The organism is Nocardioides caricicola (assembly GCF_039541135.1).
GTDB classification, from domain to species: domain Bacteria; phylum Actinomycetota; class Actinomycetes; order Propionibacteriales; family Nocardioidaceae; genus Nocardioides; species Nocardioides caricicola.
Window position 1 is genome coordinate 76714 of the sequence record NZ_BAABFQ010000010.1, and the last position, 19145, is coordinate 95858.

Annotated in this window: 16 protein-coding genes; 1 reads left to right on the forward strand and 15 read right to left on the reverse strand. The window is 69.7% G+C overall.

Annotated features, from left to right (window positions below; translation table 11 throughout):
- Positions 1-23: 23 nt before the first annotated feature.
- From ABD875_RS21260 to ABD875_RS21285, 6 genes are all read right to left on the reverse strand, one after another.
- Positions 24-1040: an ABC transporter permease gene (locus tag ABD875_RS21260; RefSeq protein ID WP_345182074.1), complete on the reverse strand. Its 1017-nt coding sequence runs from the start codon at positions 1038-1040 to the stop codon at positions 24-26.
- A 209-nt stretch (positions 1041-1249) separates the two neighbouring features.
- On the reverse strand, positions 1250-2989 hold the full coding sequence (locus ABD875_RS21265) for an ABC transporter substrate-binding protein (RefSeq protein WP_345182076.1): 1740 nt from the start codon (positions 2987-2989) through the stop codon (positions 1250-1252).
- A gap of 91 nt (positions 2990-3080) precedes the next feature.
- The gene (locus tag ABD875_RS21270; RefSeq protein ID WP_345182078.1) at positions 3081-4094 is read right to left on the reverse strand and encodes an ABC transporter permease; all 1014 of its coding nucleotides are present in this window, start codon (positions 4092-4094) and stop codon (positions 3081-3083) included.
- A 170-nt stretch (positions 4095-4264) separates the two neighbouring features.
- On the reverse strand, positions 4265-6037 hold the full coding sequence (aspS, locus tag ABD875_RS21275; RefSeq protein ID WP_345182080.1) for an aspartate--tRNA ligase: 1773 nt from the start codon (positions 6035-6037) through the stop codon (positions 4265-4267).
- On the reverse strand, positions 6034-7377 hold the full coding sequence (gene hisS, locus ABD875_RS21280; RefSeq protein ID WP_345182082.1) for a histidine--tRNA ligase: 1344 nt from the start codon (positions 7375-7377) through the stop codon (positions 6034-6036). The genes aspS and hisS overlap by 4 nt, the downstream gene beginning before the upstream one ends.
- 1 nt (position 7378) lies before the next feature.
- The gene (locus tag ABD875_RS21285; protein WP_345182085.1) at positions 7379-8050 is read right to left on the reverse strand and encodes an MBL fold metallo-hydrolase; all 672 of its coding nucleotides are present in this window, start codon (positions 8048-8050) and stop codon (positions 7379-7381) included.
- 140 nt (positions 8051-8190) lie between these two features.
- Between ABD875_RS21285 and ABD875_RS21290 the strand changes: the two genes are divergently transcribed.
- The gene (locus ABD875_RS21290; protein WP_345182087.1) at positions 8191-9420 is read left to right on the forward strand and encodes a DUF349 domain-containing protein; all 1230 of its coding nucleotides are present in this window, start codon (positions 8191-8193) and stop codon (positions 9418-9420) included.
- A 16-nt stretch (positions 9421-9436) separates the two neighbouring features.
- Here the strand turns inward: ABD875_RS21290 and ABD875_RS21295 are convergent, their stop codons facing one another.
- The 9 genes from ABD875_RS21295 to ruvC form a co-directional block, all read right to left on the reverse strand.
- Positions 9437-10372 carry a hypothetical protein gene (locus ABD875_RS21295; RefSeq protein ID WP_345182089.1) on the reverse strand — a complete coding sequence of 312 codons (936 nt, stop codon included), beginning with the start codon at positions 10370-10372 and terminating at the stop codon, positions 9437-9439.
- 96 nt (positions 10373-10468) lie between these two features.
- Positions 10469-12703: a RelA/SpoT family protein gene (locus ABD875_RS21300; protein ID WP_345182595.1), complete on the reverse strand. Its 2235-nt coding sequence runs from the start codon at positions 12701-12703 to the stop codon at positions 10469-10471.
- A 117-nt stretch (positions 12704-12820) separates the two neighbouring features.
- Positions 12821-13369: an adenine phosphoribosyltransferase gene (locus ABD875_RS21305; protein ID WP_345182091.1), complete on the reverse strand. Its 549-nt coding sequence runs from the start codon at positions 13367-13369 to the stop codon at positions 12821-12823.
- The gene (gene secF, locus ABD875_RS21310) at positions 13366-14616 is read right to left on the reverse strand and encodes a protein translocase subunit SecF (RefSeq protein WP_345182093.1); all 1251 of its coding nucleotides are present in this window, start codon (positions 14614-14616) and stop codon (positions 13366-13368) included. Before secF ends, ABD875_RS21305 begins: the two co-directional genes overlap by 4 nt.
- Complete coding sequence (secD, locus tag ABD875_RS21315; protein ID WP_345182096.1) at positions 14616-16379, reverse strand: protein translocase subunit SecD; 1764 nt, start codon at positions 16377-16379, stop codon at positions 14616-14618. Before secD ends, secF begins: the two co-directional genes overlap by 1 nt.
- A gap of 1 nt (position 16380) precedes the next feature.
- On the reverse strand, positions 16381-16698 hold the full coding sequence (gene yajC / locus ABD875_RS21320) for a preprotein translocase subunit YajC (protein ID WP_345182098.1): 318 nt from the start codon (positions 16696-16698) through the stop codon (positions 16381-16383).
- A gap of 129 nt (positions 16699-16827) precedes the next feature.
- The gene (gene ruvB / locus ABD875_RS21325) at positions 16828-17904 is read right to left on the reverse strand and encodes a Holliday junction branch migration DNA helicase RuvB (protein WP_345182100.1); all 1077 of its coding nucleotides are present in this window, start codon (positions 17902-17904) and stop codon (positions 16828-16830) included.
- Between the two features lie 3 nt (positions 17905-17907).
- Entirely contained in the window at positions 17908-18504 is a 597-nt protein-coding gene (ruvA, locus tag ABD875_RS21330; RefSeq protein ID WP_345182103.1) for a Holliday junction branch migration protein RuvA, read from the reverse strand.
- Positions 18501-19028, reverse strand: coding sequence for a crossover junction endodeoxyribonuclease RuvC (gene ruvC / locus ABD875_RS21335; RefSeq protein WP_345182597.1), 528 nt, complete (start codon positions 19026-19028; stop codon positions 18501-18503). The genes ruvA and ruvC overlap by 4 nt, the downstream gene beginning before the upstream one ends.
- Between the last annotated feature and the right edge of the window lie 117 nt (positions 19029-19145).

Genomic DNA, 19145 nt, shown 5'->3' on the forward strand with positions numbered 1-19145 from the left:
GAAAGCTGGACACGGGACTCCCCTCAGCCGACGCGAACGCGCGGGTCGATGACGGCGTACAGCACGTCGACGATGATGTTGGCCAGGATCACGAACGTCCCCAGCAGGAGCACGAGCCCGATGATCGTCGGCAGGTCGTAGGTGACGGTCGCATCGACCGCCAGCTTGCCGAGGCCATTGTAGTTGAAGACTGTCTCAGTGATGATCGCGCCACCCATGAGGCCGGCGAAGTCCAGGCCGATCATGGTGACCAGCGGGGTGAGCGCGGCGCGCATGCTGTGCTTGACCAGCACGCGGCGCGACTTCAGGCCCTTGGCCCGGGCGGTCCGGACGTAGTCCTCGCTCATCGACTCCAGCACGAAGGCGCGCGTCATGCGGACGTAGCCGGCCATGTACAGCAGCGCCAGGGTCAGACCGGGCAGGAACAGGCCCTGCAACCAGAGTCCGACGCCGCCCTCGGCGATCGCTGTGTACTCCGGCACCGGCACGATCTCCCACTTGATCGCGACGAACTTGAGGAGGAACAGGCCGATGAAGAACGCCGGGAAGGCGTAGAAGATGAGGGACAGGGCGACGATGCCGCGGTCGACGATCGTTCCCTTCCGGACCGCGGCTATCACCCCGAACAGCACACCACCGGTGACCCACATCAGCAGGGCGGCGAGTGCCAGGGAGAGCGAGACGGGGAAGCGTTCCTTCAGCTGTTCGTTGACGGTGACGCTGTTGACGACGGAGTAGCCGAGGCAGGGAGCCGGGCACTCGACGACGAGCTCGGGTGCCGCTGCGCGCAGCGCGGGGTCGTCGGGGTACTCACGCCCGACCATGACGCCCTTGAGGAAGTCCGTCCACTGCTCGATGACCGGCTTCTCGTAGCCGAGGGCCTTGTTCGTCTGCTCGATCTGCGCCGGCGAGCAGTTCTTGCCGCAGGCGTAGCGACCCGGGTCGACCGGGGACGCGAAGAAGAGGACGAACGTCACCAAGCTCATCACGATCAGCAGGATCACGCCGACGAAGACGCGGCGGATGACGTACGCGAACATGGGTCGAAACCACCTTGGGAGTTACGGAGTCGGCTCGGGTGGGAGCCGGTACTGGGACCAGCATGCACCCTGGACGGCGGTGAGGGTGAGGGCCCCTCGACGAGGCCCTCACCCGCGGGCCGGGCGGCCGCCCGAAGGCGACCGCCCGACAGGTGTTGCTGGGTGTTACTCGTGTTGCTACAGGTGTTGCAGGTGCTCAGCCGAGCAGGTCAGCTCTCGACACCGATCGCACCGAGGTCCGGGTAACCGTTGGACGCCGGGGTGGTGGTGTAGTTGGTGACCTTCGAGCCGTACAGCATGTAGAACTTCGTGATGGTCAGCGGGATGTAGGCGTAGTCCTCGCCGAGCAGCGCGTCAGCCTCCTGCAGAGCGGCCGTCTGAGCGTCCAGGTCAGAGGCGTTCTGCGCCTCGTCGACCAGGGCGTTGAACTCGTCGCTGTCGTAGGCGCCGTAGTCCTGACCGTCGGAGTTCTGGGTCAGGTTCGGGCGGCTGTCGAACAGCGGCGCGGTCACGGTGATGGCGGACGGCCAGTCGGCGCCCCAACCACCCCAGATGACGTCCGAGTCCTTGGTCGGCTTCTGGATGACGTCGTAGTACGTGTCGCCCAGACCGTCCAGGGTCACCTCGAAACCAGCCTGGTCCCAGGTGTCCTTCAGAGCGGCGGCAGCCTTGTCGTTCGTCTCGCTGCTCGGGTAGGTGTAGGTGATCTTCACCGGAGTCTGCACGCCGGCGTCGTCGAGGATCTGCTTCGCAGCCTCGGGGTCACCCGAGTTCGAGCCGGAGAACGCGGGGTTCTCCTGGTAGCCGACCACGGCCGGGCTGACGATCGACTCGGCAACACCCGCGGCCTTGTCGCCACCGATGGCGGCGACGTAGGCGTCGGCGTTGGTCGAGACGGCGAGCGCCTGGCGAACGGCCGGGTCCTTCATGACCTCCGAGCGGAAGTACGGAAGGAGGTAGTAGACGTACGGCGAGTCGACGTTGACCGAACGGTCAGCGACCGGGCCCTCGATCTGGTTGTAGTACGGCGGCGGGACGCTCTGGCTGGTGATGGCGTACTGGTCGTCGCCAGAGTCCTGGATCAGCCGGTCGTAGATCGTCTCGGTGGTCTGGCCGATGTCGAAGACGATGCTGTCCGGAAGGGCAGCGCGCAGCTCCGGCGAGTCGGTCGACTCGTCGTAGTTCTCGTTGCGCACGAGCGTGCCACCGGTGGCCTTGTCCCACGAGCCCTCGAGCTTGTAGGGGCCGTTGGAGAAGATCTGGAAGTTGGACTTGTCGCCGTTGTCCTTGTCCTGGCGGTACGGGTCCATCATGTGCAGACCAGCAATCGCGAGCGGGAAGTCCGGCCACGGCTTGTTGAAGTGGTACGTGATGGTGTTGCCGTCGCAGGTGACAGCCTTGTCGAAGAGCTCCTGGCCCTCGCCCGTGTAGGGACCCTTGTACGCCGGCAGGCCGGTGTCGTCCTTGGGGATGTCGAGGTAGCTCAGGATGTAGTTCGGACCACCGGTGATGACGTCGGTCGCGAAGACACGCGAGGCGCCGTACTTGAAGTCCTCACAGGTGATGGGCTGGCCATCCTCCCACTTGACGCCGTCCTTGACCGTGAACGACCAGGACTTGCCGCCCTCTTCGCTCGTACCGGTGTCGGTGGCCAGGTCGGGGACCGGCGTGTTGGCGACCTCGGGGTCGTCGGAGACCGGGAACGCGACCAGGGTGCGGTACACGGTCCGGCTCAGGTTGGTGATGTCGCGACCCACGTAGACCCGCTGCGGGTCGAGGTGCTCGATCGGGGCGAAGATGTAGTAGTTGAGCGTGCCGCCCTTCTCGTCGGAGGTCGGCGCACTCGAAGTGCCGTCGCCGTCCGAGTCACTACCGCCACAGGCGGCAAGGCTGGCCGCAAGCGCGACCGCGGCCGTGGCCGCGAACACCCGCTTTCGATACTTGAACATTACTTCTCCTTGAGTGTGTGACGCGCCAGGAGCGGCGGCACATTCGGCGACTCTGTGTCGCCGAAGACTGAGGGGGTCCCGTGGGACGGGGTCAACGCGATGCCTTCGGGTCGAGCGCGTCACGGATGCCGTCGCCGAGGAGGTTGAAGCTGACGACGATGACCATGATCAGGAACGCCGGCGCGAAGAAGAAGATGAAGTCGGCGCTGGAGTACAGGATCGAGCTCCGCAGGACGTTGCCGAGCGTCGGCGTGGGCGGCTTGATGCCGACGTTGAGGTAGCTCAGGGCCGCCTCCGCCGAGACGTAGACCGGCATGGTGAGCGTGAACGTCACCAGCAGCGGGGCCCACAGGTTCGGCAGGATCTCCTTGAAGTAGATCCGACGGCGCGAGGCGCCGATGAGCAGGGCGGCGTCGACGAACTCCCGCTCGCGCACCGAGAGGACCTGCCCGCGCATCAGCCGGGCGATGCCGGGCCATCCGAAGAGCCCGAGGACCACGATCACGTAGAAGGCGTTCGCGACGTCTCCGGCCGGGATGTGGAGGTCGTCGGTGATGAACTCGATCGCGAGGCTCGAGAGGGCCAGCAGCATCAGGGTCTGCGGGAACGAGAGCGTCAGGTCGATCGCGCGGCCGATGATCGAGTCGACCCAGCCGCCGGTGAAGCCGGCGATGATGCCGAGCACGGTGCCGAGCACGATCGCGATCGCCGTCGCCGACAGCGCGATGACCAGCGAGAAGGTGATGCCGTACCAGATCCGCGACAGCAGGTCACGACCCGTGCCCGGCTCGACGCCGAGCGGGTGGTCCCAGCTGATGCCGCCGTACTTACCGATCGGAAGTCCGCCGGTGTTGGGGTCGATCAGGTCGTTGTTGAAGCTGAACGGGTCGAGCACCCCGAACTTCACGAGGAACGGCGCCGCGATCGCCGCGAGCATGTAGGTCACGACGACGACGAACGAGATCATCGAGAGCCGGTCCCTGCGGAACCGTCCGATCGCCAGTCGGGTCGGCGACTGGCCGGCGACCTTGCTGAGGTCCCCGTCCGGCGAACCGGTGGGGTCGGGCAGGTGTTCACTCTCCAGGTTGGAAGCCTGAACCGTCATGGCACCTCTGTCTTCTCGGATCTGTTGCTCGTCGCGGGGTGCGGATCGCCCGGATTGCGGGCGTCGCCGGGGGCCTGCGACCGCAGTGACTCTATGTGACGCCAGCACAACATCGGGTCATGGGCGTGTAACGATCTGGTCTCGACGCGTTCATCGACGCGTCCGTCGGATCAGCCCTCTGGCGGGACGCTCTGCGTCGGCTTCGCGTCCACACCGGCCTCCTTGCGCTGCTCGGCCGTGATGGCCGCAGGTGCTGCGGTGAGCGGGTCGTACCCTCCCCCGGACTTGGGGAACGCGATCACGTCACGAATCGACTCCGTGCGCGCCAGGAGCGAGACGATCCGGTCCCAGCCGAAGGCGATCCCGCCGTGCGGGGGCGCGCCGTACTTGAACGCCTCCAGGAGGAACCCGAACTTCTCGTCGGCCTCCTCCTCGGAGATGCCCATGGTGGCGAAGACCCGCTTCTGGATGTCCTCGCGGTGGATACGGATCGACCCGCCGCCGATCTCGTTGCCGTTGCAGACGATGTCGTAGGCCCAGGCGAGCGCGTTGCCCGGGTCCTGGTCGAAGGTCTCGACGTCCTGGGGCGAGGTGAAGGCGTGGTGCACCGCGGTCCAGGCACCGCTGCCGACAGCGACGTCCCCGGCGGCGGTGGCGTCGTCGGCCGGCTCGAAGAGCGGGGCGTCGACGACCCAGAGGAAGCTCCACTCGTTCTCGTCGATGAGGCCGCAGCGGCGGCCGATCTCGAGGCGCGCGGCGCCGAGCAGCGCCCGGCTGGACTTCACCGCGCCGGCGGCGAAGAACACGCAGTCGCCGGGCTTCGCGCCGACGTGGGCGGCCAGGCCGGCCTTCTCCTCGTCGGAGATGTTCTTCGAGACCGGGCCGGTGAGCTCGCCGTCCTCCTGGACCAGGACGTAGGCGAGGCCCTTCGCGCCACGCTGCTTGGCCCACTCCTGCCAGGCGTCGAGCTGCTTGCGCGGCTGGCTCGCTCCCCCGGGCATCACGACGGCGCCGACGTACGGCGACTGGAACACGCGGAACGGCGTGTCCTTGAAGTACTCGGTGCAGTCGACGAGCTGCTGGCCCATCCGCAGGTCCGGCTTGTCGGAGCCGTAGCGAGCCATCGCGTCGGCGTAGGTCATCCGGGTCAGCGGGGTCGGGACCTCGTGGCCGATCAGCTTCCAGAGCGCGACGAGGATCTCCTCGGCGATCGCGATCACGTCGTCCTGCTCGACGAAGCTCATCTCGATGTCGAGCTGGGTGAACTCCGGCTGCCGGTCGGCGCGGAAGTCCTCGTCGCGGTAGCAGCGCGCGATCTGGAAGTAGCGCTCCATCCCGGCGACCATCAGCAGCTGCTTGAACAGCTGCGGGCTCTGCGGCAGGGCGTACCACGTGCCGGGCCGCAGCCGTGCGGGCACCAGGAAGTCGCGGGCGCCCTCGGGGGTCGACCGGGTCAGCGTCGGGGTCTCGATCTCGACGAAGTCGTGGCGGTCGAGCACGTCGCGCGCGGCCTTGTTGACCTTGCTGCGCAGGCGGATCGCCTCGTTCGGGGCGGTACGGCGCAGGTCCAGGTAGCGGTGCTTGAGCCGAGCCTCCTCACCGACGTCGATGTGGTCGCTGATCGGGAACGGCAGGGGCGCGGCCGCGCTGAGCACCTCGACGTCGCTGGCGACGACCTCGATCGCACCGGTCGCCAGGTTGGGGTTCTCGTTGCCCTCCTTGCGCGCGGTCACCTCGCCGGTGACCTTGAGGCAGTACTCGGCGCGCAGCTGGTGCGCGACCTCCTCGTCGCGGATCACGACCTGGACGACGCCGCTGGCCTCGCGGAGATCGATGAACGCGACGCCTCCGTGATCGCGACGGTTGGCCACCCACCCGGCGAGGGTCACGGTCTGGCCGACGTGCTCGGCGCGCAAGGCGCCCGCGTCATGGGTGCGGATCACTGCTCTGTCTCCTTGATGAGTACCTGCGGTCGCAGGTCGTCGTTGGGTGGGGTCCAGGTCGCCGGGTCCGCGGCGACCTGCTCCCCCGATCGGATGTCCTTGACCTCGTGGCCCCCGTCGGCACCGGTGAACCAGACGTAGGGGATGCCGCGACGCTCGGCGTAGCGGATCTGCTTGCCGAACTTCTGGGCGCTGACCGCCACCTCGCACGGGATGCCCCGTGCGCGCAGCGCCGTCGCGATCGCGTCGCTGTCGGCGCGGCCCTCCTCGTCGACCAGCGCGACCAGCACCGCGCTCGGCACCTTGCGGTCCGCGGCCAGCAGACCGCGGCTCATCAACGGCACCAGCGTGCGCGAGATGCCGAAGGAGATGCCGACCCCGGGGTACGTCGACCGGCCGTCGGACGCGAGGGCGTCGTACCGCCCGCCCCCGCCGACGGACTTCAGGAACTCGAAGCCGACCATGTAGATCTCGAACACGGTGCCGGTGTAGTAGTCGAGACCGCGCGCCAGGCTCAGGCTGGCCTCGACCTCGAACCGGTCGCTGCGCACCGCGGCGCACCCGTCGATGACCGCGGAGAGCTCCTGGAGGCCGGTGTCGAGGAGCTCGTGCTGGACGCCCAGCGCGCGCACCCGCTCGACGAAGCTCGTGTCGGTGCTGGTGATCGTGGCGAGCTGGAGGCACTGCGCGGCCTGCTCGTCGCTCAGACCGGCGTCGCTCACCAGCAGCGCGGCCACCTGCTCCTCCGGGAGCTTGTCGAGCTTGTCGATGATCGTGATCACGGCCTGCGGGTCCGCCGCGCCGATGCCGCGGTAGAAGCCCTCGATCAGCTTGCGGTTGTTGACCCGCAGGCGCAGCGGCGGCAGCGGCAGGCCGGAGAGCGCCTCGGCCATCACCCGAGCGACCTCGACGTCGAAGTGGAAGGGCAGCTCGTCCTTCATCACCACGTCGATGTCGGCCTGCGTGAACTCGCGGTAGCGGCCCTCCTGGGGGCGCTCGCCCCGCCAGGCCTTCTGGATCTGGTAGCGCCGGAACGGGAACTCCAGCTTGCCGGCGTTCTCGACGACGTAGCGCGCGAAGGGCACGGTGAGGTCGAAGTGCAGCCCGATCCCGGCGTGACCCTCGGCGGAGTCCTCCTGCAGGCGGCGCAGCACGTAGACCTCCTTGGAGGTCTCGCCCTTGCGCAGCAGCTGGTCCATCGGCTCGACCGCGCGGGTCTCGATGCCGGCGAAGCCGTGCAGCTCGAAGGTGTGGCGCAGCGTGTCGGCGACCTGCTGCTCGACGAACCGCTGCTCGGGCAGCAGCTCGGGGAACCCGCTCAGCGGGGTGGGCTTGGCCATGTCAGAGATCCTGCAGGAAGGGGTTGGTGGCGCGCTCGCGGCCGATGGACGTCTGCTCGCCGTGGCCGGGCAGCACGACGATGTCGTCGGCCAGGGGCAGCACCTTGCTCTTGAGGCTCTGCAGCATCGTCTCGTGGTCGCCGCCGGGCAGGTCGGTGCGCCCGATCGAGCCCGCGAACAGCAGGTCGCCGGAGAACATGACCTCGGAGACGTCCTCGCGGTCGTACGGCGAGCGGAACGTCACCGATCCCTCCGTGTGGCCGGGCGTGTGGTCGACGACGAAGCGCAGGCCGGCGAGCTCGAGCTCCTGGAGGTCGGTCAGCTCGCGGACGTCGTCGGGCTCGGCGAACTGGAAGTCGCCCCCGAGCAGCATCTGGCTGGTCTCGCGCGACATCCCGGACATCGGGTCGGCGAGCAGGTGCCGGTCGCCCGGGTGGATCCAGGCGGTGGCGTCGTACGTCCCCGCGACCGGGGCGACGCACCACATGTGGTCGATGTGACCATGGGTGACGAGCACGGCGACCGGCTTGAGCCGGTGCTCGCGGACCACCTGGGCAACACCGTCAGCCGCGTCCTTGCCGGGGTCGACGACCACGCACTCGCTGCCGGGGCCGGTGGCGGCGACGTAGCAGTTCGTGCCCCACGGACCTGCGGGGAAACCGGCGATCAACACCCACGCAGCCTATCGAGCGCGGTCCGGCGACGCCGCACCGGTGCTGCGGGGCCTTCCACCGAACACGTCGTCCCGGCGCGGAACCCGGCTCCTTGACTAGCATGGGCACCGCCACGACCTGAGCGAGCGGAGCGCATCCAGTGACAAGCCACGATTGGGGCCGCGTCGACGACGACGGCACCGTCTACGTACGGACCGGTGACGGCGAGCGGGCCGTCGGCCAGTACCCCGAGGGCACACCCGAGGAGGCGCTGCGCTTCTTCACCGAGCGGTACGACGCGCTCGCCTTCGAGGTCGACCTCCTGGAGCAGCGGATCAAGTCGGGCGTGATGTCGCCCGAGGAGGCCGGCGCCTCGGTCCGCACGGTGCGCACGCAGGTGGCCGAGGCGAACGCCGTGGGCGACCTCGCGTCCCTGGTCGCCCGGCTCGACGCGCTCACCCCGGTGCTCGACGAGCAGCGCGAGGCTCGCAAGGCCGAGCGCGCCCAGCGCTCCGCCGAGGCGCGCGAGGGCAAGGAGCGGATCGTCACGGAGGCCGAGAAGCTCGCCGAGGGCTCCGACTGGCGCCACGGGGCGAACCGGATGCGCGAGCTGCTCGACGAGTGGAAGGCGCTCCCCCGCATCGACCGCGCGTCCGACGATGCGCTGTGGCGACGGTTCTCGACCGCGCGCACGTCGTACACCCGGCGCCGCAAGGCGCACTTCTCCGAGCAGCACGAGAAGCGGGACGCGGCGCGCGCCGTGAAGGAGCGGCTCGCGACCGAGGCCGAGGAGCTCGCCGGCTCGACCGAGTGGGGTCCGACCGCCGCGCGGTACCGCGACCTGATGCGGCAGTGGAAGGCCGCCGGCCCCGCGCCGCGCGACGTCGACGACGCGCTCTGGAAGCGCTTCCGGGGCGCCCAGGACACGTTCTTCGGCGCTCGGGAGGCGGCCGCGGCCGAGCAGGACCAGGAGTTCGCCGCGAACGCCGAGGTCAAGGAGAAGCTCCTCGTCGAGGCCGAGGCGCTGCTCCCGGTCACCGACCTCGAGGCCGCCAAGCGCGCGTTCCGCGACATCGCCGACCGGTGGGACGCGGCGGGCAAGGTGCCGCGCGACCGGATGAAGGACCTCGAGGGCCGCATCCGCAAGGTCGAGCAGGAGATCCGTGGGCTCGAGGACGAGCAGTGGCGCCGCTCCGACCCGGAGAAGTCGGCCCGCGCGGACGACATGGTCTCCAAGCTCGAGGCCGCCATCGCCCAGGTCGAGGTGGACCTGGAGAAGGCGCGCGCCGCCGGGAACGAGAAGAAGGTCAAGGAGCTCGAGGAGAACCTCGCCTCGCGCCAGTCGTTCCTGGAGATGGCGAAGCGGGCCAGCGCGGACTTCTCCGGCTGACCCGCTCCACCCCGGATCAGTTCAGGTACTGCCTCTCCAGCGTCCGCAGCGCCTTCGGGAAGGACCGCTTCGGCAGCGGGCCATCCGGCACGATCCCCGTGATCAGCGCGGTGATCTCGCCGACGAGCGCGTCGACGACCTGCTGGAAGTTCGGGGCGCTCGGCGCGGTCACGCCCGGACCGGTGGCCACGCTGACCACCGACAGGCTCGCCATCGGGTCCGCGGTCTCCAGCTCGCAGCCGCAGAGGCCTCCGAGAGCTCCCAGGATGTCGCCCGTGTAGAGGTTGAGCTCCGCGCCTCCGGAGGGGACGACGACCGGGAACGTGGTCTCGCACGGGACGAACAGCGAGAGGCACACACCCATCGAGCCGGTGAGGCTCGCGAGGCCGGAGTCCGTGCTCAGCTGCGGAACCCAGACGCCGAGGGTCGGCGAGAGCGTCCGGAGCGTGACGAGGTACGAGCCCGCGGCCAGGCTCAGGTTGCCGGAGGCCGGCTGGGTCCGGGGCAGGTCCAGGACGAGGGTCTCGTCACCGCAGAACTCGGCGACGTCCTCGGGGTTCTCGTAGGACTCGGCGCACACGGCATAGAGCGGGTTGGTGATGCTCAGCGGCGCCGTCGACCCCGTCGGGGCGTCGTACACCTTCCACCCCGTCAGCGCTCCGGTGCCGTTGGCACCGCTCGGGCCCGCAGGCCCCGGCGCACCGGCAGGGCCGGGAGGACCTGCCGCGCCGGACTGGGCCAGTCCCTCGATCAGATCCTTGGTCGCCTGCGACAGCGAGTCCTCCCAGGTGACCGCACCGGACTGGATGTCCGCGGTCCGGATCGTGCCGTTCCTGATGTCACGGGACTTGATCGTGTTGTCCTTGATGTCCTTCGACGTGATCAGCGCGCCGGCCACGGCGCCGGAGGTCGCGACGACCACGAGGGTCAGCGCGATGGCTCCAACGGCCATGACGGCCTTCCCAGAGGGGCGATTGAAACGCATGCCGCGCACGCTACGGTCGCGGTCGCCGGCTCCGCTCGAAAAGCACGACGAGGTCCAGACCGCTCACTGGGTCACCCGGTAGGCGTCGAACACGCCCGGAACCCCCCGCACGGCCTTGAGCACGCTGTCGAGGTGCTTGGCCTCGGCCATCTCGAACGTGAACCGGCTCTTGGCGACCCGGTCACGGGTCGTGGAGAGGTTCGCGCTGAGGATGTCGACGTGGGCGTCCGAGAGCGCCATCGTGATGTCGGACAGCAGCCGGGCGCGGTCGAGCGCCTCCACCTGGATGTTGACCAGGAAGCTCGACTGGCCGGTCGGCGCCCACTCGACGTCCAGCAGCCGCTCCGACTGGGCCTGGAGGCTCTTGGCGTTGGTGCAGCTCTGCCGGTGCACCGACACTCCCCCGCCCTTGGTCACGAAGCCGAGGATCGGGTCGGGCGGCACGGGCGTGCAGCACTTCGCGAGCTTCACCCAGACGTCCGGCGCGCCCTTGACGATCACGCCCGAGTCGCCGCCCTTCTGCACCTTCGAGCGGGAACGCCGGCTGGTGATCGTCACGCCCTCGGCGAGGTCCTCGGCCGCACCGTCGTCGCCGCCGTGCAGGTCGATGACCCGGCGTACGACGGCCTGCGCGGACAGGTTGCCCTCCCCGACCGCGGCGTACAGGGCGGAGACGTCGGCGAGCTTGAAGTGGACCGCCGCCAGCATCAGCGACTCGTGGGACATCAGTCGCTTGAGGGGCAGACCCTCCTTGCGCATGAGCTTGGCGATCTGCTCCTTGCCCTGGTCGATCGCCTCCTCACGCCGCTCCTTGGTGAACCACTGGCGGATCTTCGAGCGGGCGCGCGGCGACTTCACGAAGCCGAGCCAGTCGCGCGACGGGCCGGCGTTGGGGCCCTTGGAGGTGAAGACCTCGACGACGTCGCCGTTCTCGAGCTCGGACTCCAGCGGCACCAGGCGGCCGTTCACCCGGGCGCCGATCGTGCGGTGGCCGACCTCGGTGTGCACGGCGTAGGCGAAGTCGACGGGCGTCGCCCCGGTGGGGAGCGCGATCACGTCGCCGCGCGGGGTGAACACGTAGACCTCGGCCCGGTTGATCTCGAAGCGCAGCGACTCGAGGAACTCGCCCGGATCCTCGAAGTCGTTCTGCCAGTCGAGGAGCTGACGCACCCACGTCATGTCGTCGAGGTCGCCCGGGCGGTCGGTGTCGACCCCGGCCCGGCCGTCCTCCTTGTACTTCCAGTGCGCCGCGACGCCGTACTCGGCGCGGCGGTGCATCGCGAAGGTCCGGATCTGCAGCTCGACCGGCTTGCCCTGCGGACCGATCACCGTCGTGTGCAGCGACTGGTACATGTTGAACTTCGGCATCGCGACGTAGTCCTTGAACCGCCCGAGCACGGGGTTCCACCGCGAGTGCAGGACGCCGAGGACGGTGTAGCAGTCGCGGTCGTCGGTGACGAGCACGCGGATGCCGACCAGGTCGTAGATGTCGGAGAACTCCCGGCCGCCGACGATCATCTTCTGGTAGATCGAGTAGTAGTGCTTCGGCCGGCCGGTCACCGACGCCTTGACCTTCGCCTCGCGCAGGTCCGCCTCGACCTGGGCGATCACCTCGGCGAGGAACTGGTCGCGCGACGGGGCGCGCTCGGCCACCATCCGCACGATCTCGTCGTAGATCTTGGGGTGCAGGGTCGCGAACGCGAGGTCCTCGAGCTCCCACTTGATGGTGTTCATGCCGAGCCGGTGGGCCAGCGGCGCGTAGATGTCGAGGGTCTCGCGGGCGACCCGCTCCTGGGTCTCCTGCCGGACGTAGCGCAGCGTGCGCATGTTGTGCAGCCGGTCCGCGAGCTTGATGACGAGCACCCGGATGTCGCGCGACATCGCGACGATCATCTTGCGGATGGTCTCGGCCTGCGCGGAGTCGCCGTACTTGACCTTGTCGAGCTTGGTCACGCCGTCGACGAGCTGAGCGACCTCGTCGCCGAAGTCCTGCCGGACCTGCTCGAGGGTGTACGGCGTGTCCTCGACCGTGTCGTGCAGCAGCGCGGCGGCCAGGGTCGGCTCGGTCATGCCGATGTCGGCGAGGATGGTGGTGACCGCGAGCGGGTGGGTGATGTACGGGTCACCGCTCTTGCGGGTCTGGGTGCCGTGCATCTTCTCGGCGGTCAGGTAGGCGCGCTCGAGGAGCGCCAGGTCCGCCTTGGGGTGGTTGGCGCGCACCGAGCGGAACAGCGGCTCGAGGACCGGGTTGGTCGTCGCCTGTCCGCGCGCACCCATCCGCGCGAGCCGGGCCCGCATGCTGCGCGTCGACGGCGGCGACTCGGAGGGAGTCCTGGGCGCGAGCTGCTCCTCCTCGACGGGAGTGGCGGCTCGTTCCTCGGTCACGCTTGCAGTCTAGAGGGCCGAGCGAGCGGATCAGACGGTCAGGAGGCAGGTCAGCGGCACGTCGCCGATGGCGTCGCGGCCGGGCAGGAAGCCGAGCTCCATGAGCATCGCCACCGCGTGCACCGAGGCGCCGCAGTGCTCCACCAGCTCCATGGTCGCCTTGGCGGTGCCGCCCGTGGCGAGCACGTCGTCGACCAGCAGCACGCGGTCACCGGGCTCCAGCGCGTCCCGGTGCACCTCGAGGGTGGCCTCGCCATACTCCAGCGCGTAGGAGACGGCGTATGTCTCCCGCGGCAGCTTGCCGGCCTTACGGACCGGGACGAACCCGACGCCGAGCGCCAGCGCGACCGGGGCGCCGAGGATGAAGCCGCGAGACTCCATGCCGAGCACCTTGTCGACCACCGGGCGACCGGAGTCGTCCCGGCCCGCTGCCGCGAGCGCCCCGATGACCGCCGTCAGCGCCGTGTGGTCGGCCAGCAGCGGGGTGATGTCCTTGAAGAGGATCCCGGGCTCGGGGAAGTCGGGGACGTCGGCGATCAGGGCCAACGCTCCGGCCAGCCCCGGCCCGGGCTCGCTCACTTCTTGTCCCGCTTCGACTTCGGCTGGCGGGTCGGCTGCTGGCGGCCGGAGGACGGGCTGTCCTTCACCGGACCCCGAGCCTGCGGTGCGATCCGGCCGCTGCCGGCGGCCGGCGGCGGCGTGGTGCTCCGGGTGGTGACCGTCCGGGCGACGGGCGCGTCGTCGAGCGACTCGCCCTCCTCGCCCACCTCGTCGTGGATCGGCATGTCCTCGGTGAACGCCGGGACCGAGGCGTAGCGGTCGGCCTCGTGCTTCACGCGGGTCTGCGCGCGGCGGTCGGCCAGGATGACGTCGGCCTCCCGCGACTTGAGGTGCACGAGGACGCGCGGGGCGATGAACACCGACGAGAAGACACCAGCGGCCATGCCCACGAACTGCGCGAGCGCCAGGTCCTTCAGCGAGCTCGAGCCGAGCTGCACGGTGCTGACGTACAGGATCGCGCCGATCGGGATGAGGGCCACGATCGAGGTGTTGATCGAGCGCACCAGGGTCTGGTTGACCGCGAGGTTGGCCGCCTGGGCGTAGGTCTGGCGGCCGGTCTTGAGCTCGTGGGTGTTCTCACGGATCTTGTCGAACACCACGACGGTGTCGTACATGGAGAACCCGAGGATCGCGAGCAGACCGGTGACCGCGGCCGGCGTCACCGGGAAGCCCGACAGCGAGTAGACCCCGATCGTCAGCAGCACGTCGTGAAGAAGCGCCACCAGGGCGGCGATCGACATCTTCCACTCGCGGAAGTAGCCCCAGATGAACAGCACGACGAGCAGCAGGAAGATCGCGACGCCGAGGACTGCCCGCTTGGCGACCTCCTCGCCCCAGCTCGCGCCGATCTGGGTCAGGGAGATGAACTCCTCGTCGTTGGGGTCGACGCCCGTGACGTCACTGATGATCTGGCGCGCCTGGGCGTTCTGCGCGGGAGTGAGGTCCTCGGTCTGGATGAGGATGCTGGCGTCGCCCGCCGTCGTCACGATCGGCTCGGAGGCCAGGCCCGAGACCCCGGTGCCGATCTCGTCGCGCAGCTCGTCGGCCGTCTCCTGACCGGCGACGTCGCTCGGCAGATTGCTCAGCGTGTACTGCGAGCCACCGGTGAACTCGATGCCGAAGTTCAGGCCCTTGACCACGATCACCAGGACGGCGAGACCGACCAGGGTGCCCGAGATCGCGTACCAGAGTGCGCGGCGGCCGACGAAGTCGTAGGACTTGCGGCCCTGGTAGAGCTCGTTGCCGAGCCTCGAGAACTTGCCCATCAGGCCTTGCCTCCCGCCGGAACGTGGTCGATGCCGAGGGTCGCGGCGCTCAGGCCCGACAGCTCACCGCCACCGTTGAAGAACTTGAACCGCGCGAGCGTCGAGACCAGCGGCTTGGTGAACCAGAACAGGATCGCGAGGTCGATCAGCGTGGAGAGGCCCAGCGCGAAACCGAAGCCCTTCACCACGCCGGTGGCGAAGAGGTAGAGGACCGCCGCGGAGAGCAGCGAGACCACGTTGGCCGCGAGCCGCGTCTTGCGGGCCCGCTTCCAGCCGGTCTCGACGGCGACGCGCATGGACCTGCCTTCTCGCATCTCGTCGCGGATGCGTTCGAAGAAGATGATGAAGGAGTCGGCGGTGACACCGACGCCGATGATCAGACCGGCGATGCCGGGCAGGGTCAGCGTGAAGCCGGCGGTGTTGGCGAGCAGCAGCACCATCGCGTAGGTGATCGCCGCTGCGACCAGGAGTGACAGCAGCACGACGAGGCCGAGACCGCGGTAGTAGACCAGGCAGTAGAGCATCACCAGGACCAGACCGAGGATCGCGGCGGTGAGGCCGGCCTGGAGCTGGTCACCGGCGAGCGACGGACCGACGTCCTCGGTGCTCGGGTCGCTCTCGAAGTCCACGGGAAGCGCACCGAACTTCAGGCTGGTCGCGAGGCTGGTCGCCGTCTCCTCGGTGAAGCCGCCGCTGATCCGGGCGTCGCCGTTGGTGATCACGCCGTCGAAGCCGGGCGAGGAGATGACCTTGCCGTCCAGGACCACCGCGAACTGCTGCTCGGTGTTCACCATGTTCTGCGAGAGCTCCTTGAACACCTGCTTGCCCTCGCCACCGAGGCTCAGGTTGACCTGCCAGGCGAACTCGCCGGACGGGACGCCGGCATCGGCACCCGTCAGGTCGGTGCCCTCGATCGCGGCGGGCGAGAGCAGGTACTTCACGCCCGCCTCGTCGCCGGTGCCGCAGGTGACCAGCGGCTTGGCCGGGTCGTCGACGACCGGCTCGGTCGTGGGGCAGGTGTAGGCGTTGTAGGCGTCGATCGACGCCTGGTCCGGCTGCGCCATGAACTGCAGGGCCTGGGCGGCCTTGTTGTCCTCGTCGACCGGGGTCGCCGAGGGCGACTCGGCGGGGCTCTCGGACGGGCTCTCCGACGGGGACGCGGACGGGCTGTCCGACGGGGACGCCGACGGCTTCGCCGCGCCCCGCTCGTCCTTCTCGTCGGCCACGAACCCGAACGCCGGGCGGTTCTTCGAGCTCGGCTTGTCAGCCTTCTTGTCCGACGGCTTCTGGGAGGGCGACTGCGAGGGCTCCTCCGAGGGCTCCTCCGACGGAGCATCGGTCGCGTCCGGAGCCAGCGGGTCGTTGGTGGGAGGCGTGGTGGGCGTGCCGCAGGGACCGGGCGCCACGCTGCTGCAGGCCACGGTGCGGAAGCGCAGCTGCGCCGTACGCGACACCGTGTCGACCAGGTCGCTGCGGTTCTTGCCCGGGATCTCGACCACGATGAAGCGATCGCCCTGGACGGTCACCTCGGCCTCGTTGACACCGGTGCCGTTGACGCGCTGGTCGATGATCTTCTGCGCCTCGTCCATCGCCTCCGGGTCCGGGTTGCCCTCGGCGATCAGCGTGATGCGCGTGCCGCCCTGGAGGTCGAGGCCGAGCGCCGGCTTCCAGGTGCCACCGATCGCCACCAAGCCGTAGAGGATCGCCACTCCGAGAAGGAAGACGATGAGGACGCGCCCGGGACGGGCCGACCTGCCTGCCATGTCAGTTCTCCTCCGTGCCGGCGTCCGTGCCGGTCTGGTCGTGGTCCTGCTCGACCTCGTCGGGCCGCTCCGTGCGGCTGATGATCGTGCCGACCGCTCCGCGGGCGACCTTGATGGTCACCCCCTCGGCGATCTCGACGAGGACGTGGTCGTCCTCGACCTGCTGCACGGTCGCGAACACGCCGGACGTCAGCATGACCTCGTCACCGGTTCCCAACGACGACTGCATGCTGCGAAGTTCCTTCTGCCGCCGCTGCTGGGGTCGGATGATGAAAAGCCAGAAGAGCAGCGCGATGCCGATCAGCGGCAAGAACTCCACGACGAAACGACCTCTCGAGCGATAAGCAGGGCGCGGCACAGCCCAGACCGGGCGGCCGACGCGCAAGTGTAACCAGCGGGGTGGTCCTGCTCACCAATCGGTGCAGCGAGCGGCAGGCTCCGCCCGCGCTCAGTCCTCGAACAGCGTGACGTCCCCGGCGACGTTGACCGGCGGAGCGCTCAGCCCGAGGTGCTCCCAGGCCGCGGCCGTGGCGATCCGCCCGCGTGGGGTGCGCGCGAGGAAGCCGTTGCGGACCAGGAAGGGCTCCGCGACCTCCTCCACGGTCTCGCGCTCCTCGCCGACTGCGACGGCGAGCGTGGAGATGCCGACCGGTCCCCCGCCGAAGCGGCGGCACAGCGCGTCGAGGACGGCGCGGTCGAGCCGGTCGAGGCCGAGCTCGTCGACCTCGTAGAGGTCCAGCGCCGCGCGCGCGACCGGGAGCGTGACGACGCCCCCGGCGCGCACCTGGGCGTAGTCGCGCACCCGGCGCAGCAGCCGGTTCGCGATCCGCGGCGTACCGCGCGAGCGCGAGGCGATCTCGGCGGTGCCGTCGTCCTCGACTGCGACGTCGAGCAACCGGGCCGAGCGCTGGACGATCAGGTCCAGCTCGTGGGGCTCGTAGAACTCGAGGTGCGCGGTGAACCCGAACCGGTCGCGCAGCGGCCCGGGCAGCAGCCCGGCGCGGGTGGTGGCGCCGACCAGGGTGAACGGGGGGATCTCCAGCGGGATCGCGGTCGCACCCGGGCCCTTGCCGATGACGACGTCGACCCGGAAGTCCTCCATCGCCATGTAGAGCATCTCCTCGGCCGGCCGCGACATCCGGTGGATCTCGTCGACGAAGAGGACGTCGCCCTCGTTCATGCCGGAGAGGATCGCCGCGAGGTCACCGGCATGGGTGATCGCGGGACCGCTGGTCAGCCGCAGCGGCGCCTGCATCTCCGCGGCGATGATCATCGAGAGCGTGGTCTTGCCGAGACCCGGAGGCCCCGACAGCAGCACGTGGTCGGGCGCACGGCCACGGCGGCGGGCCGCCTCGAGCACCAGGCCGAGCTGGTCGCGGACCCGGACCTGGCCGACCACCTCGTCGAGCGTGCGCGGGCGCAGCACCGCCTCGACGGCGCGCTCGTCACCCTCGGCCTCGGCCGCGGTCAGCGACCGGAAGTGCGTGGACTCGGCCTCGTCCAGCTCGTCCTCGTGGAAGGGCACGGCCTAGGCCTTGCTCAGGGTGCGCAGGGCGGCGCGCAGCAGGGCGGCCACGTCCGGGACCTCGCCCGCCTCGGGCGCGACGGCGTCGACGGCCTTCTCGGCGTCGCGAGCCGGCCAGCCGAGCCCGACCAGACCCTGGTGGACCTGGTCGCGCCACGGGGCGGAGCCGGGGGTCGCGGCCGGCGTACGGACGCTGGACGGTGCGCCGATGCGGTCCTTGAGCTCGAGGATGATCCGCTGGGCGCCCTTCTGGCCGATGCCGGGCACCTTGGTGAGCGTCTTGACGTCGTCGCCGGCGATCGCGCGGCGCAGGTCGTCGGGGGTGAGCACGGCGAGCATCGACTGGGCGACCTTGGGGCCGACGCCCGAGGCGGTCTGCACGAGCTCGAACGTCTGCTTCTCGTCGTCGTCCGCGAAGCCGAAGAGGGTCAAGGAGTCCTCGCGCACGACCATGCTGGTCGGCAGCGTCGCCGCCTGGCCGGTGCGCAGCGTGGCGAGGGTCCCCGGGGTGCACATCAGCTCCAAGCCGACTCCCCCGACCTCCAGCACCGCGCTGGAGAGGGTCACCTGGGCGACCCTCCCGGACACGAACGCGATCATGCTCTGCTCACTTTCTTCGCACCTCCGGCCGCGGCCAGCGCCGCGTCGATGCGGGCCTGGGCGCCGCCGCGCCAGATGTGGGTGATGGCCAGGGCGAGCGCGTCGGCGGCGTCGGCCGGCTTCGGCATCGCGTCCAGCCGCAGGATCCGGGTCACCATGGCCCCGACCTGGGCCTTGTCGGCGCGGCCGTTGCCCGAGACCGCCGCCTTGACCTCGCTCGGCGTGTGCAGCGCGATCGGCAGGCCGCGCCGGGCGGCGCACACCATCGCGATGCCGCTGGCCTGGGCGGTGCCCATCACGGTACTGACGTCGGAGCGGGCGAAGACCCGCTCCACTGCGACCGCGTCGGGGCGGTACTCGTCGAGCCAGGCGTCGATGCCCTTCTCGATGGTCACCAGCCGCTGCGGGACCGGCAGGTCGGACGACGTACGCAGCACGTTGACGTCGACCAGGCTCAACGGCCTCCCGACCATGCCCTCGACCACGCCCATGCCACAGCGGGTCAGCCCGGGGTCGATCCCCAGCACGCGCATCGGTCAGCCCTTCCGTCCGAACAGGTGTTCGGAGGCAACGCTATCCGGCCGCTCCCCCGGTGCCCCGGAGGACACGCCCGGGTCGGCGGCGCGATCGGCTGCGACAGG

What these genes read in the sequence shown, in the direction of transcription:
- secD (WP_345182096.1), bottom strand. Translation starts at nt 16,379, where the DNA reads ATGGCAGGCAGGTCGGCCCGTCCCGGGCGCGTCCTCATCGTCTTCCTT.
- secF (WP_345182093.1), bottom strand. Translation starts at nt 14,616, where the DNA reads ATGGGCAAGTTCTCGAGGCTCGGCAACGAGCTCTACCAGGGCCGCAAG.
- ABD875_RS21265 (WP_345182076.1), bottom strand. Translation starts at nt 2,989, where the DNA reads ATGTTCAAGTATCGAAAGCGGGTGTTCGCGGCCACGGCCGCGGTCGCG.
- ABD875_RS21300 (WP_345182595.1), bottom strand. Translation starts at nt 12,703, where the DNA reads ATGCGGGCCCGGCTCGCGCGGATGGGTGCGCGCGGACAGGCGACGACC.
- ABD875_RS21270 (WP_345182078.1), bottom strand. Translation starts at nt 4,094, where the DNA reads ATGACGGTTCAGGCTTCCAACCTGGAGAGTGAACACCTGCCCGACCCC.
- ABD875_RS21260 (WP_345182074.1), bottom strand. Translation starts at nt 1,040, where the DNA reads ATGTTCGCGTACGTCATCCGCCGCGTCTTCGTCGGCGTGATCCTGCTG.
- ABD875_RS21295 (WP_345182089.1), bottom strand. Translation starts at nt 10,372, where the DNA reads ATGGCCGTTGGAGCCATCGCGCTGACCCTCGTGGTCGTCGCGACCTCC.
- ruvA (WP_345182103.1), bottom strand. Translation starts at nt 18,504, where the DNA reads ATGATCGCGTTCGTGTCCGGGAGGGTCGCCCAGGTGACCCTCTCCAGC.
- hisS (WP_345182082.1), bottom strand. Translation starts at nt 7,377, where the DNA reads ATGGCCAAGCCCACCCCGCTGAGCGGGTTCCCCGAGCTGCTGCCCGAG.